This window comes from Nocardioides sp. NPDC023903 (assembly GCF_040639295.1).
In the GTDB taxonomy this organism is placed as follows: Bacteria; Actinomycetota; Actinomycetes; order Propionibacteriales; family Nocardioidaceae; genus Nocardioides.
Genome location: NZ_JBEZZS010000024.1, coordinates 74,576 through 88,204 on the forward strand (window position 1 = coordinate 74,576; position 13,629 = coordinate 88,204).

Annotated in this window: 12 protein-coding genes; 5 read left to right on the forward strand and 7 right to left on the reverse strand. The window is 69.6% G+C overall.

Features of this window, described 5'->3' with window-relative positions; translation table 11 throughout:
• Positions 1–8 precede the first annotated feature (8 nt).
• Positions 9–1,511, forward strand: a complete 1,503-nt coding sequence (locus AB0F44_RS21705; RefSeq protein WP_357358760.1) for a DHA2 family efflux MFS transporter permease subunit — start codon at positions 9–11, stop codon at positions 1,509–1,511.
• A 3-nt stretch (positions 1,512–1,514) separates the two neighbouring features.
• Here AB0F44_RS21705 and AB0F44_RS21710 read toward each other — a convergent pair whose 3' ends face one another.
• Together AB0F44_RS21710 and AB0F44_RS21715 are read right to left on the reverse strand one after the other, a co-directional pair.
• On the reverse strand, positions 1,515–2,549 hold the full coding sequence (locus tag AB0F44_RS21710) for a CAP domain-containing protein (protein WP_357358761.1): 1,035 nt from the start codon (positions 2,547–2,549) through the stop codon (positions 1,515–1,517).
• A gap of 20 nt (positions 2,550–2,569) precedes the next feature.
• Positions 2,570–3,301 carry a TetR/AcrR family transcriptional regulator gene (locus AB0F44_RS21715; RefSeq protein WP_357358762.1) on the reverse strand — a complete coding sequence of 244 codons (732 nt, stop codon included), beginning with the start codon at positions 3,299–3,301 and terminating at the stop codon, positions 2,570–2,572.
• 103 nt (positions 3,302–3,404) lie between these two features.
• Between AB0F44_RS21715 and AB0F44_RS21720 the strand changes: the two genes are divergently transcribed.
• Positions 3,405–4,163 (forward strand): DUF2306 domain-containing protein, encoded by a 759-nt coding sequence (locus tag AB0F44_RS21720; protein ID WP_357358763.1) that lies wholly within the window; start codon positions 3,405–3,407, stop codon positions 4,161–4,163.
• On the opposite strand, the gene purL is transcribed toward AB0F44_RS21720, so the two are convergent.
• Together purL and AB0F44_RS21730 are read right to left on the reverse strand one after the other, a co-directional pair.
• Entirely contained in the window at positions 4,082–6,370 is a 2,289-nt protein-coding gene (gene purL / locus AB0F44_RS21725; protein WP_357358764.1) for a phosphoribosylformylglycinamidine synthase subunit PurL, read from the reverse strand. The two genes, AB0F44_RS21720 and purL, sit on opposite strands and share 82 nt — an antisense overlap.
• 41 nt (positions 6,371–6,411) lie before the next feature.
• Positions 6,412–7,080: a hypothetical protein gene (locus tag AB0F44_RS21730; protein ID WP_357358765.1), complete on the reverse strand. Its 669-nt coding sequence runs from the start codon at positions 7,078–7,080 to the stop codon at positions 6,412–6,414.
• Between the two features lie 182 nt (positions 7,081–7,262).
• Here AB0F44_RS21730 and AB0F44_RS21735 point away from each other — a divergent pair, with 182 nt between their 5' ends.
• Both AB0F44_RS21735 and AB0F44_RS21740 read left to right on the forward strand, forming a co-directional pair.
• On the forward strand, positions 7,263–8,654 hold the full coding sequence (locus tag AB0F44_RS21735) for a sulfatase-like hydrolase/transferase (protein ID WP_357358766.1): 1,392 nt from the start codon (positions 7,263–7,265) through the stop codon (positions 8,652–8,654).
• A 59-nt stretch (positions 8,655–8,713) separates the two neighbouring features.
• Positions 8,714–10,066, forward strand: coding sequence for a glycoside hydrolase domain-containing protein (locus AB0F44_RS21740; RefSeq protein ID WP_357358767.1), 1,353 nt, complete (start codon positions 8,714–8,716; stop codon positions 10,064–10,066).
• On the opposite strand, the gene AB0F44_RS21745 is transcribed toward AB0F44_RS21740, so the two are convergent.
• From AB0F44_RS21745 to AB0F44_RS21755, 3 genes are read right to left on the reverse strand one after another with little or no spacing between them, the layout of a single operon-like run.
• Entirely contained in the window at positions 10,049–10,660 is a 612-nt protein-coding gene (locus AB0F44_RS21745) for a hypothetical protein (protein WP_357358768.1), read from the reverse strand. The genes AB0F44_RS21740 and AB0F44_RS21745 overlap by 18 nt on opposite strands.
• 45 nt (positions 10,661–10,705) lie before the next feature.
• A complete protein-coding gene (locus tag AB0F44_RS21750) occupies positions 10,706–11,212 on the reverse strand; it encodes a general stress protein (RefSeq protein ID WP_350661163.1) in 507 nt (168 codons plus the stop codon).
• A 24-nt stretch (positions 11,213–11,236) separates the two neighbouring features.
• Positions 11,237–11,788: a TetR/AcrR family transcriptional regulator gene (locus AB0F44_RS21755; RefSeq protein WP_350661165.1), complete on the reverse strand. Its 552-nt coding sequence runs from the start codon at positions 11,786–11,788 to the stop codon at positions 11,237–11,239.
• A 174-nt stretch (positions 11,789–11,962) separates the two neighbouring features.
• On the opposite strand from AB0F44_RS21755, the gene AB0F44_RS21760 reads away from it, so the two are divergent.
• Complete coding sequence (locus AB0F44_RS21760; RefSeq protein WP_357358769.1) at positions 11,963–13,405, forward strand: MFS transporter; 1,443 nt, start codon at positions 11,963–11,965, stop codon at positions 13,403–13,405.
• Positions 13,406–13,629: the final 224 nt, after the last annotated feature.

A 13,629-nucleotide genomic window follows, 5' to 3' on the forward strand; every position in this document is an offset into this window, starting at 1 on the left:
CTGGACGCATGACACCCCGACTCCGCACGGCCCCGAGCCCGACAACGATCGTGCTCACCGTCATCGCCGGCACGGTGATGATCCCGATCGACATCACGATCGTCGCGGTCGCGATCGCCCGTCTCTCCCAGGAGACGGGCGCTTCGCTGCCCGTGATCCAGTGGGTCGCCACCGGCTACACGCTCGCCCTGGCAACGGTCATCCCGGCCGCGGCCTGGGCGATCAGCCGGTTCGGCGCCCGCCAGGTCTTCCTGACCGCGATCGGCGTGTTCACCATCGGGTCCGGACTGGTCGCGGCCTCGTGGAACGTCGAGTCGCTGATCGCGTTCCGGGTGCTGCAGGGGCTCGGCGGCGGCTTCGTGATGCCGGCCGCGATGACCTTGACGCTGCGCTCGGCTCCGCCCGAGCAGCGCGGCCGCCTGATGGCTCTGATGGGCCTGCCGGTGCTCGTCGGCCCCGTCTTCGGACCGGTGCTCGGCGGCTGGCTGCTCGACACGATGTCGTGGCGTTGGATGTTCCTGATCAACCTGCCGCTGGGCCTGCTCGGCCTCGTCCTCGGGATGCGCAACCTGCCGCGTCTGGAGCGCGGTCCGAGCGCCCGTCTGGACGTACGCGGCCTGCTCCTGCTTCCGCCCGCGATGGGTCTTCTCGTGCTGGGCACCTCGTTCGCCGAGGGCACGCTGCTCGACGCCCAGGTGCTGGTTCCGATCGGCGCCGGGATCGTCCTGGTGGCGCTCTTCGTCCGGCACGCTCTCCGCGCCGCCGCGCCCCTGCTGGACGTCCGGCTCCTCGCCCGGCCGCTGACCGGCGGCAGTGCCGCACTGCTGGTCTGCTTCGCCGGCGGCTACTTCGGCTCGATGATCCTGGTGCCGCTCTACTGGCAGGTCGTACGCGGCGAGTCCGCGACCACCGCAGGACTGCTGATGGCTCCCGCCGGCATCGCGGCCGGGATCATGATCCAGGTCTCGGGCCGCCTCATCGACCGCTTCCCGCCGCTGCCGGTGATCGGCTCCGGCATCGTGGTCTCCACGCTGGGCTTCGGCGCCCTGGCGCTCCAACTGAGCGCGGACGCACCGATGCTGGCCCTGGCCACGACCCACGCCATCGCGACCGCGGGGGCCGGGTTCGTGATGCTGCCGACGATGACCATCGCCACCCGCTTCCTCGAGGACAGCGCCATCCCGGCCGGCTCGACGATGATCAACGTGTTGAACCAGGTCGCCACCGCCCTGTGCACCGCCGGCGTCTCGGTGCTCCTGGCCGCCGCGCTCTCGTCCCGCCTTCCCGGCCTGGGCAGCGATGGCATCGGAGCGCTCAGCTCCCTCGCTCCCGCCGAGCGAGCAGTCGTCGCGCCGCTGGCCGCCGAGGCCCTGCAGGTCGCGTTCTGGCTGCCGGTCACGATGATGGCGATCTCGGGCGTGGTCGCGTTCCTCGTCTTCCGGCGTACGCCGTCGGCTCGGAGCGTCTCCATCGACAGCCCGCGGCCTGTCTCCGCCGCGGTCGCCGACTAGGCCCTACCAGGGGCGGCGGTCGCCGGGGTACTGGTTGGGGGCGCCCGGGTTGGGGCGACCAGCGTTCGGGTAACCCGGGTTGGGGTGACCGGGGCCGGGTCCGGCGGGATGGACCTGGCCCCGATAGACCGGTCCGCCGCCGGGGTACGGCTCGACGGGCCGTACGTGCCGCGGGCCCTGCAGGTCGCGCCGAGGCGGTTCGCGGCGGCGGCGCCGGGCCAGGAGCAGGGCGATGAGCAGCCCCAGACCCGACAGCGCGAGCAGGCCGACGGCGATCTCGACGAAGCCGATCCCGAACAGCCCGCTCGAGCCAGGAGCCGGACCGCCCGAGGCGTCGGTGAACGTCACCGGGCCGGCCGTCTCGGAGTCGCCCACGGGCGCCGCCGAGGAAGACTCCGACTCGGACGGTGACGCCGAGGGCGACGTCGACGGCGAAGCCGAAGCCGAAGGCGTACGCGACGGGGTCGGCGACGCGGTCGCCGACTTCTTGGGCTTCGCGGCCTGACGAGGCGTCGCGGCCTTGGTCGAGGCCGGCGCGGTCGGCGCAGGCTCGGCGGTGACCTTCGGCTTCTCGGTCGGCCGCGTGCCCGGCGGGTACTTGGCGAAGACCTGGACGCCCCAAGTGGTGCCGTCGACCTCCACGAAGGCGATCCCGATGTGGGTGTAGTCGCCCAGGATGTTGGCCCGGTGCCCGTCGGAGTTCATCCAGCCCCGGTGCATCTCCGCGCCGGTCCGGTAGCCCATGGCGACGTTCTCGCCGACCCCCTGCCACCCCTCCGGCACCTGCTCGGCGAGGTCGGGGTTGTGCGAGAGCGCCCCGTCGGCGCCGATCTTGTAGGCCCACTTCCGTGCCAGGCCGTCGAGGGCGGAGTCACGCGTCAACGGGTCCAGGCCCGCGTCGGCACGAGCGGAGTTCGCCAGCCGCTTGATCGTTCCGCCCTCCCCCGCGGAGGCCGGACCAGCGCTGATGAGCAGCGCGGCGGCCGCCAGCAAAAGGGCGAGGACATAGGACACGGGGCGATGCAGGTGGGGGAACATCCCCGCCAGGGTATCGACCTTTACTTGGGAGTGCTGCGCCCCATGTGGCGCTCGATGTGGGCCGCGATCCCGGCCATCAGCAGGCTCTGCCCGAAGGCCGACGGATCATCTGACTCGGATCCCTCGCCGGGCCCGGCGGGCCGCCAGGTAGCCATCGACTCCATCAGGTTCGGGAAACGCTCCGGATCCGCGTACGTCACGAGCAACTCCTCGAACGTCGCATACGGGTTCTCCGCAACCCGAGCCGCCTCGGCCTCGATCCGAGCTTCACCCATCCCGTACTGGGAGATGACCCCGAGGATCGCCAGCTTCTCGTCCGCGGGCAGCGCCACCTCGCGCAGGTAGTAGAACCCCAGGTCGAGCCAGGCGAGCCGGTTCGGCCCGGGCAGCGAGGCGCCGAACGGCAGGTCCAGGAACCACGGCTTGGCCAGCGCCAGGTCGACGTGCGCGCGCATCCAGGCCGCCAGACCCTCGCGCCAGCCCAAGTCCCGCGACGGCTCCGACAGCTCCGCACTGATGCGGTCGGCGAGCAGGATGAGCAGCTCGTCCTTGTTCTTCACGTGCCGATACAGCGCCATCGGCGAGCAGCCCACCGCCTCCGCGACACGAGCCATCGAAACAGCAGCAAGGCCCTGCTCATCAGCGATGACGTAGGCCGCCTCGACGATCTGGGCGACGCTCAGCGCCGGCTTGGGGCCACGTCGGCCGGCCGGCGGCTTGCCCCAGAGGCGAGGGATCAGATCGGAACTCATCACGTCCATCATGCCCTGCTCCCTCCAGAATCGGCTTGACCGCCTTCCTTATCTGCGTACTCTATAAACTGTTAATTCCGTACGCTATTAGATCGGATGGCTGATGAGCACTTCGAAACGACACCTGGCGCGCCAGTGGTGGGTCTTCCCGCTGGCGGCGGCGACGGTGATCTTCCTGGTGACGGCGCTGCCGCGATACGTCGGCCTGGACCCGTCGCAGTCGCTCGTCCCGACCGACCGCGGGCCGGTCTTCTACCCCGCGCTGGTGACGCACATCTTCTTCGGCTCGGTGATGCTCTGCTGCGGTGTACTCCAGCTGTGGCCGTGGCTGCGCGCCAACCATCCGAAGGTGCACCGCTGGACCGGTCGCACCTATGTCGTCACCGCGATCCCCACCGGGGTGGGGGCGCTGGTCACCAGCCAGTTCCCCGCGGCGGGCCCTTCCCAGCAGGTCGGCAACACATTCTTGGCCGCGCTGTTCCTGCTGTTCACCGTGAAGGGCTACCGCGCCGCCCGGCAGCGACGGTTCAAGGACCACCGCGAATGGATGTACCGCAGCTATGCGATGGCGTTCTCGATCGTCGCCAACCGCTTCTGGAGCACGCTGCTGATCGTCCTCTACGTGCCCGAGATCATGACCGGCGCCGACATCGGCACCGAGAACCCCGCCCTCGCCGGCGCCGCCGCGGCCTCATCCTGGGTCAGCTGGGTGGTGAACCTGCTGATCGCCGAGTGGATCATCCACCGCAAGCCGCACCGGCGGACCGAGTCTGAGCTTGGTCAGGCCAGCGCGTCCCGCAGAGTCGAGCGCCAGACGCCGGTGAGCTCCTCGAGCGGGATCTCGACGCTGCCACCGTCGTAGGAGATCGAGTACGCCGCACCACCCGTCACACCGAGCTGCGTCGCCGCGACCCCGTGGCGCTCGGCCAGCGAGCTGAGCCGCTCGACGTCGGCCGCCTTCACGGTGACGATCGCGCGGGCGACCGACTCCGAGAAGAGCGCGACGAACGGGTCGCCGGCGAGCGTCACCGAGACGCCGATCCCCGACGACATCGCCGGCTCGGCCAGCGCCTGCATCAGGCCACCGTCGGAGAGGTCGTGGGCGGAGGTGACGAAACGCGCCTCCAGCAGCAGCTCGGCCAGCGCCTTCTCGGCCGCCAGGTTCACCTTCGGCGGCAGCCCGCCGAGGTGGCCGTGCACGACGTGGGCCCACTCCGAGCCGGAGAGCTCCTCGTGGGTCTCACCGAGCAGGACGACGACCTCGTCGGCCGCCTGGAAGTCCGAAGGCGTACGCGTGGTGACGTCCTCGATCACACCGAGCGTCGCGACCACCGGCGTGGGGTGGATGGCGGTCTCGCCGGTCTGGTTGTAGAGGGAGACGTTGCCGCCGGTGACCGGGATGCCGAGCTCGAGACAGGCGTCCTTCAGACCCCGGGTGGCCTCGGCGAACTGCCACATCACGTCGGGGTCCTCCGGGGAGCCGAAGTTGAGGCAGTCGGAGATGGCCAGCGGCTTGGCGCCGACGGAGGCCACGTTGCGGTAGGACTCGGACAGCGCGAGCTGGGCACCGGCGTACGGGTCGAGCTTGGCGAAGCGACCGTTGGCGTCGGTGGCGAGCGCGACACCGAGGTTGGTCGACTCGTCGACGCGGATCATTCCGCCGTCGGCGGGCTGGGAGAGGACGGTGTTGCCACGCACGTAACGGTCGTACTGCTCGGTGATCCAGGACTTGTCGCACAGGTTCTCCGAGGCGACCAGCTGCAGGACGGTCGAGCGGAGCTCGTCGGCCGAGGCCGCGCGCGAAAGCTTCTCGGCCACGTCGGCCTGCAGCGCGTCCTGCCACGACGGGCGGGCGTAGGGGCGCTCGTAGACCGGGCCGTCGTGGGCCACGGTGGTCGGGTCGACGTCGACGATGGTCTCGCCGTGCCAGTCGACGCGCAGCCGGCCCTCGCCGGTCACGGTGCCGATCGCGGCCGCCTCGACGTCCCACTTGGCGCAGATGTCCATGAAGGTCGCCTCGTCCTCTGGGGCGATGACGGCCATCATCCGCTCCTGGGACTCGCTCATCAGGATCTCCTCCGGAGCGAGCGTCGAGTCGCGCAGCGGCACCCGCTCGAGGTGCACGTGCATGCCGCCATCACCGGCAGCGGCGAGCTCGGAGGTGGCACACGAGATGCCGGCCGCGCCGAAGTCCTGGATGCCGCGGACGATGCCGGCGGCGAAGAGCTCGAGGGTGCACTCGATCAGCAGCTTCTCCATGAACGGGTCGCCGACCTGGACGCTCGGGCGCTTCGCCGGACCGTCCTCGTCGAACTCGACGCTCGCGAGGATCGAGGCGCCGCCGATGCCGTCGCCACCGGTGCGCGCGCCGTACATGATCACCAGGTTGCCGGCGCCGGACGCCTTGGCGAGGTGGAGGTCCTCATGGCGCAGTACGCCGACGCAGAGCGCGTTGACCAGCGGGTTGCCGAGGTAGGAGGCGTCGAAGACGGCCTCACCACCGATGTTGGGCAGACCGAGGCAGTTGCCGTAGTGACCGATGCCGGACACGATCCCGGGCAGCACCCGGTGGGTGTCCTGCTCGGACAGCGGCCCGAAGCGGAGCGGGTCCATGACGGCGACCGGGCGCGCGCCCATCGCGAGGATGTCGCGGACGATGCCGCCGACGCCGGTCGCGGCGCCCTGGTGGGGCTCGACGTAGGAGGGGTGGTTGTGCGACTCGACCTTGAAGGTGACCGCGTAGCCCTGCCCGACGTCGAGCACGCCCGCGTTCTCACCGATGCCGGCGAGCATCTTGCCGGCCGGGGTCTCCTGCGGGATCTCGCCGAACTGCTTCAGGTGCACCTTGGAGGACTTGTAGGAGCAGTGCTCCGACCACATCACCGAGTACATCGCCAGCTCGGCGCCAGTCGGCCGGCGGCCGAGGATGCGCTTGATCTCGGCGTACTCGTCCTCCTTCAGGCCGAGCTCGGCCCAGGGCTGCTCGCGGTCGGGGTCACCGGCAGCGTGGTGCACGGTGTCCAGGAGCGGAAGATCGGACGCAACGGCAGCGGACGAAGTCTCGGTCACGGGCAGAAATCTACGTCAGAAGTGCCCAATCCCCTTAGTCGTCAGCGGGGCAGCCCGCGCCACTCCCGCAGGTCGCGGATCTCACCGAACTCCTCGAGCGCCTGCCGGGCGACCTCACCGTCCCCGGCGTAGGCGGCGACGCTCCAGCCTTGACCCTCCACCATCTCGGCGGCGATCCAGGAGGCCTCGCCGTGCGGGGTGGGCAACCGGCGCGGGCGCCAGGAGAGCGACATCGCCCCGTCGAGGCGCTGCTCGATCCTCGGGGTCGAGCCGGTGGCGGTGTACTTCTTCTGCCCGGTGTGCCACTCGCTCCAGTAGGCGTAGTGGAGGTGGACATGGGTGCCGCGCCAGGACATCGAGCACTCCACGAAGAGGCGATGTCCTGAGCTTGTCGAAGGGTCGCCATCGTCGGTCTCGCCGGGAGCGCACTCCGCGCTCCGGGCGGCGTCCTCGTAGCCGGGGAAGACCCACTTCATGCCATCTGCACCGCGCGGGTCCGGGCACCGGGTCAGGGAGCCGGAGCCGTTGCCGTCCCAGCAGATGTAGGGCGTGTTGGCCTGCTTGGTGGTCGAGCTGACCTGGTCGGCGACCGCGAACGGGCCGGTCACCTCACCGCCGTGTGCGACATGGATGATCCCGGCGACCGTCAGGGCGAGCATGACCGTGATCGCGAAGAGGACCGGCGTCACCCGATCGCGTCGCTTCTGCACAGGTCCCCACCCCCTTGGCGATCCATTCCTTTACCAAAGTAACGCCGCCAGGCGGGTTTGGTTAGGGCCCATATGCACCAGGACCAAGGTCCCTTCGCGTCCGCGAACCGAGACCCCCGCCCACAGGTTGGACCGCCGCCTAGTCTTCTATTCGTAGTTATTCACTAAAGAAAGGCCATACGGTGTCCTCCCCCAGCACGTTCAGCCGACGCAGCCTCCTCGCCACCGGGGCCGGCGCGGTCGCCGCCACCGGCCTCGCCAGCCCCGCCAACGCAGCCACCGAGGTGCCGTTCAAGGCCCGCAAGGTCAACCGGCCCAAGCGCAAGCCCAACCTCCTGGTCATCCTGGGCGACGACCTCGGCTGGGCAGATCTGTCCGCCTACGGCTCCCCCGACATCGAGACGCCCAACCTGGACCGGCTCGCGGCCTCGGGCGTGCGGTTCACCGATGCGTACCCTGCCTCCTCGGTCTGCTCCCCGACCCGCTTCGGCCTCTACACCGGGCGCTACCCCGGTCGCCTCGCGGGCGGGCTGCCGGAGCCGATCTCGTCCCCCAACGAGCTGCACGGGATCCCGCTCGACCACCCGACGCTGGCCTCGCTGCTCAAGGAGCAGGGCTACGCGACGGCGCTCTTCGGCAAGTGGCACTGCGGCTTCCTGCCCTGGTACAGCCCGACGCGGGTCGGCTGGGACGAGTTCTTCGGCAACTTCTCCGGCGGGATCGACTACTTCTCGAAGTTCAGCCACAACGGGGCGTACGACCTCTACGAGGACGAGGTGGAGGTCGAGGACCTTCGCTACTACACCGAGATCGTCACCGAAAAGGCCGTCAGCTTCATCGAGCGCGACCACGACACCCCGTGGCTCCTCAACCTCAACTTCACCACTCCGCACTGGCCTTGGGAGGGGCCCGAGGACAAGGCGGTGAGCGACGAGCTGACCGCCCGCATCGAGAACGGCGAGAAGGGCGTGCTCTTCCACAACGACGGCGGCTCGCTGGCGACGTACAAGACCATGGTCGAGGACCTCGACCAGTCGGTCGGCCAGGTCGTCAAGGCACTCGAGCGCACCGGCCAGCTCCGCGACACCGTCGTCTTCTTCGCCAGCGACAACGGCGGCGAGCGGTTCTCCAACGTGTGGCCGTTCACTGGAGCGAAGTCGGGCCTCAACGAGGGCGGCATCCGAGTGCCCACCATCCTGAGCTGGCCCGGCACCCTGCCCGGCCGCCAGGTCAGCGACGAGCCGGCCGTCACGACCGACTGGACCGCGACCTTCCTGGAGTTCGCCGGCGCGACGCCGTCGCCGGACTATCCGCTCGACGGCACCAGCCTGGTTCCGCTCCTCTTCGGCGGCCGGCCGCGCGAGACCCAGGACCTCTTCTGGCGCATGCGCGGACAGCGGGCGCTGCGCCGCGGCTCGTTGAAGTACCTGCAGCTCGACGGTACCGACCACCTCTACGACCTGAGCGAAGACGTACGCGAGCAGGCTGACCTGGCCCGGAAGCGGCCCGAGGACCTGGCGGAGCTCCGTGCGGCCTGGGAGAAGATCGACGAGACCCTGCTCGCGTACTCCTGACCCGCGGCTGGGCGAGTCCACTGGTAACTAAGTGACGGTTGTGACTACCGTGACGAAATATGGGGGACTTCACCAGGCTCAAGTACGTCAGACGGGCACTCGGCGCGGGCTTGATCTCGGGCGTCGTCGGCGTCGCAGGGCTGGCAACACCCAGCCCCGCGGCGGCCGCGAACCAGGTCACTCCGGGCAACTTCACCGGCTATGGCTTCGACCAGTGCCAGGCGCCGTCGCAGGCGGCGATGGACCGCTGGTGGAAGCACTCCAACTTCGGCGCGGTCGGCATCTACATCGCCGGCAACTCGCGCGGCTGCCGCACCCAGACCAACCTCAGCGCGACCTGGGTGCGCAAGCAGCAGGCCCGTGGCTGGCGGCTGCTGCCGATCACGCTCGGCCCGCAGGCCTCGTGCAACCCGCACTTCCCGCGCTACCGCGACGACCCGCGGATCAGCGCCCGCTCGACCGACCAGTACGCCACAGCCAAGCGCCAGGGCATCAGCCAGGCCAACGCGACCGTCGACGCCGCCAAGCGCTACGGCATCGCCGCCGGGAGCACGATGTTCTACGACCTCGAGGGGTTCGACATCGGCAATGAGCGCTGCCGTGAGTCGGCGATGTGGTTCGTCTCGGCCTGGAGCCACCGGATCAAGAAGCTGGGCTACCGCCCGGCGCTGTACTCGAGTGCGTCGTCCGGGATCAAGGCGATGTACGCCGTCTGGCACGCCCAGCCGCGCGGCTTCGTCTACCCCGCGGATCTGTGGATCGCCGACTGGGACGGCCGCGCCGGCACCTCGACCAAGTACATCCCCGACAAGCCGTGGAACCCGCACCGCCGCGTCAAGCAGTACCGCGGCCCGCACAAGGAGACCCACGGCGGCACCACCATCGAGATCGACTCCAACTTCGTCGACCTCGGCCGGGGCTCCTACGCGCGGCCGGTGACGCATTGCGGCGGCGTGCCGGTCAGCTTCACCAGCTATCCCGCCCTGAAGCCGCGCACCAGCTCCTACACTCCCTCGCCGATCTACACCAAGGCGCTCGAGTGCATGCTCCGCGAGCGCGGGAACTTCGGCGGCCCCATCGACGGGACGTACGACCGGGGGCTGGTGAGCTCGATCAACGCCTGGCAGCGCTCGCACGGCCTGACGGTGCGCAAGACCTGGTCCCAGGGTGCGTGGAAGACGCTGTGGGCGGCCAACAGCCGTCCGCTCCTGAAGCGTGGCTCCGCAGGCGAGAGCGTCCGTGACCTCCAGCGCGCCCTCAGCGCCACCTCCGCGCCGGAGCGCCCGAAGATCACCGGCGTCATGGACTGGAACACCCAGGTCGCCCTCGTCGCCTACCAGCAGCGCCTCGGCCGCACCGCGAACGGCATGGCCACCGAGGTCACCTGGTACGACCTAGCCCACGGCCGCTGAGTCCGAGCAGAGGATCTGCTGGGACTCAGCGGCCGAGTCGGAGTGGGCGAGCCCGGTGACCTCGGCCGGGACGCCATCGGGGTAGAGGTCGCGGAGGTCGAGGACACCGACGCAGAAGATGACCTCCTCGACCGGGTCCGGAAGCTCCGGGACTGAGTCGTCGTCGAACGGTCGGTATTCCTCGAGCGGCAGCGGCACGCATACGTCCCGCTTCATCTCCTCGCCCGCCGCCAGCTTGACCCAACCGACCGCCGGCATCTGCGCGAACGACTTGTCGTCCGGCAGCGCGAAGACCCTCTTGCTGACCTCGGCCCGGCTCCCGCCGCTGCCCAGGACATAGACGGTGTCCGCCGACGCGGGCTGCAGCGCCCCGTTGGCGTACGTCGGCACCGAGTCGACCACGTAGACGTCGGTGTCCGCGTCGTTGATCACCCGATAGCTGACCTCGAGCGCTCCGCCCGCCTGGGCCATCTCGGACTCGAACCGGATCCCTTCGATCTCGCGCTCCCCCTCCGGCACCTTCGCGCAGCCGCTCATCACCAGACCTCCCGCCGATAGCAATGAGGCGAGGAGCATCGCTCTGGTGGTGATCACGATGAGTGAGCCCTCAGTTCGCGGCAGGCGTGCGGGGGTTCAGGTTCAGGAGAAGGGGTTGGGGAGGGCGCCCGGGAGGTCCGCAAGGAGTTCGCGGGCACGGCCGGCGACCTTGTGCTCGACCAAGACCTCGTACTTTGTCGGCACGATGACCTTGACGCTCGAGAAGTCGCGGGTGCCGCGGGTGGCGGCGTAGCCGATCAGCGACCAGATGAGGCCGAAGACGACGCCGAGGAGCACCGTCGACAGCAGGATGAAGAGGAAGTTCTCATTGCCGAAGAGCGACATGATCAGGCCGACGAAGACACCGAGCCAGGCGCCGGAGAGCACGCCGGCGAGGGCGACCTTGCTCCAGGTGAGGCGGCCCGTGATCCGCTCGATCTGCTTCAGCTCGGTGCCGACGATCATGCAGTTCTCGACCGGGAACTCCTTGTCGGAGAGGAAGTCGACCGTCTTCTGCGCGGCGGCGTAGTCGTCGTAGGTCGCGAGCGACTGGGGAAACTCCAGCTTCAGCGGGCTCTGCGGGCCGCTGACCGGCGAGGTGAAGGACATACGCCCAGTGTGCCCCAGCAGAGGTCAGTTCTTGAGGACGCCGTTCGCGATGACATCGAGCATGGGACGTACGTCCTTGGCCTCGAGCGAGGAGTGGTCGGCCATGGTCGCGACGCCGCCGAGGAGGCGGCACACGTCGAGGTTGTCGACACCCTCACGGAGCACGCCATGCTCGGCCATCTCCGTCAGGACGCTCTCGTTGGCGTCGGCGTAGGTCTGGCACTTGGTGCGCAGCGGGGAGTCCTGGCAGCCCAGGGAGGCCGTGATCTTGGCGGCGGCGCCCTGGTGGCGGGTCAGCAGCGAGACGTACTCCTCGAACCAGGCGAGGAGCTTCTCCCGGCATCCGCCCTCGGTCGCCATCGCCTTCTCGACGTGGGCGGCGACCTCCTCGATCCAGGTGGCCATGATCGCCTCGTGGAGCGCCTCGCGGGTGGGGAAATGGCGGTAGAGGGTGCCGGGACCGACACCCGCACGCCGAGCCACCTCGTCCAGAGGTGCGTCGAGACCGCGCTCCTTGAACACCGCATGGGCGACCTCGATCAGCCGCTCGCGGTTGCGCTGCGCGTCGGCTCTCATCCAGACCTCCTCAGTGGCTCCCGCCTCGATGCGGGCGCCTCAGGTTAACAGCAGCCCCCGCCACAGGATCTAAATGCATTGCTAACCGGAGACACTCTCCGGTAGTGTCTTCATCAAGCGGAGGCTTCCTCCGCTTCACTGTACTCCTCTTCCATCTCCAACAGGAGCTCTCGAATGACATCCACCGTGGCACCACCCAAGCCACCCGCGGCCACCAAGGCCGCCGCTGGCGCCGGGATCGCCTTGGTCCTGGTCGCCCAGCTCATGATCGTGCTCGACTCGGCGGTCGTGAACGTCGCCCTCCCCCGGATCGCCGACGACCTCGCGTTCACCCCGGCGGCACTCACCTGGGTGCTCAACGGCTACACCCTCGCCTTCGGCGGCCTGCTGCTCCTCGGCGGTCGCCTCGGCGACGTCTTCGGCAGGCGGCGTATGTTCGTCGTCGGCCTCTCCGTCTTCACCCTCTTCTCCCTGGCCGGCGGGCTCGCGCCGACCGACGACCTGCTCGTCATCGCCCGCGCCCTGCAGGGGTTCGGTGCCGCGATCGCCGCACCCCAGGTGCTCGCCCTGCTGACCACGTCGGCGAAGGACGAGGCCGGCCGCGCCCGGGCGATCGCGCTCTTCGCGGCCGTCTCTTCCAGCGGTGCCTCGATCGGGCTGATCCTCGGCGGCATCCTGACCGACATCGCGTCGTGGCGCTGGACGCTGTTCATCAACGTACCGATCGGGCTCGTCGTACTCGCCCTCGTCGGGCGCCTCGTCGCCGAGACGGCTCCGCGGCCGGGGCGCTTCGACATCGTCGGTGCCGTGACCGCCACCGGTGGTGCGGCCGCGATCGTCTGGTCGCTGATCGGCGCACCGGAGCACGGCTGGACCTCCGCGCGCACCATCGGCGGGATCGCGGTCGGCCTGCTCCTGCTGGTCGCTCTCGTGCTCACCGAGCGCCGGGTCGCCCACCCGCTCCTGCAGCTCCACCTCTTCAACAGCCACCGCCGCGTCGCCGCATTCATCGCCGCGGTCGGGCTGGTCGGGGCACAGTTCGCGACGTTCTACCTGACCGTGATCTACCTGCAGGGCGTGCTGGGAATGGGGCCGCTCGCCTCCGGGCTGGCGTTCCTGCCGCTCACCCTGATGATCTTCGCGATGTCGCGGGTGGCGCCTCGGATCGCGGCCCGGATCGGGATGTCGCGGGTGCTGGTCCTGGGGGCCACCGGCCTGACGGTGTCGTTCCTGTGGCTGAGCACGCTCTCGGAGACGAGCACGTACGCCGGCGCCGTCCTGGCTCCGTTCCTGCTCAACGGCGCCTTCGCCTCGCTCGTCTTCACCTCCACCACGGCCCTCGGCCTGGAAAATGTCGACGCCGCCCACGCCGGCTCGGCCTCGGGTCTGGTGCAGACGATGCAGCAGCTCGGTGGCTCGATCGGGCTGGCCGTGATCGCCTCGGTCTACGTCGCCAACGGCACTCCCGGCGAGGTCGTTCCCGGGATGCGCGAGGCCTTCTACGCCGCGGCCGCCCTGGGCGCGCTCGGCGTGATCGCCTCACTCACCGTGGTGCTCCGCCGACCCTCCGGAACGCGGTCGTTCGCGCCCGGGCGGGCAGCGGTCGAGGTCGACTGAGTCAGCGCAAACGGGTGGCTTGCGGTATGAGTCACCTGGGCTATGGCGCGAGGGGATACCCGGTGCTCCACTGAACCATGGGGGGTATCAGTTTCAGGCACACCCGGCGTGCAATCGGCGCCGGCGTCATCGCAAGCATCATGGTCGTCGCGGGGCTGGTACGCCAACCCCAACAACCCGCGCTCCCACTACGAGGAGACCGGCCCCGAGATCTGGCGCCAGAC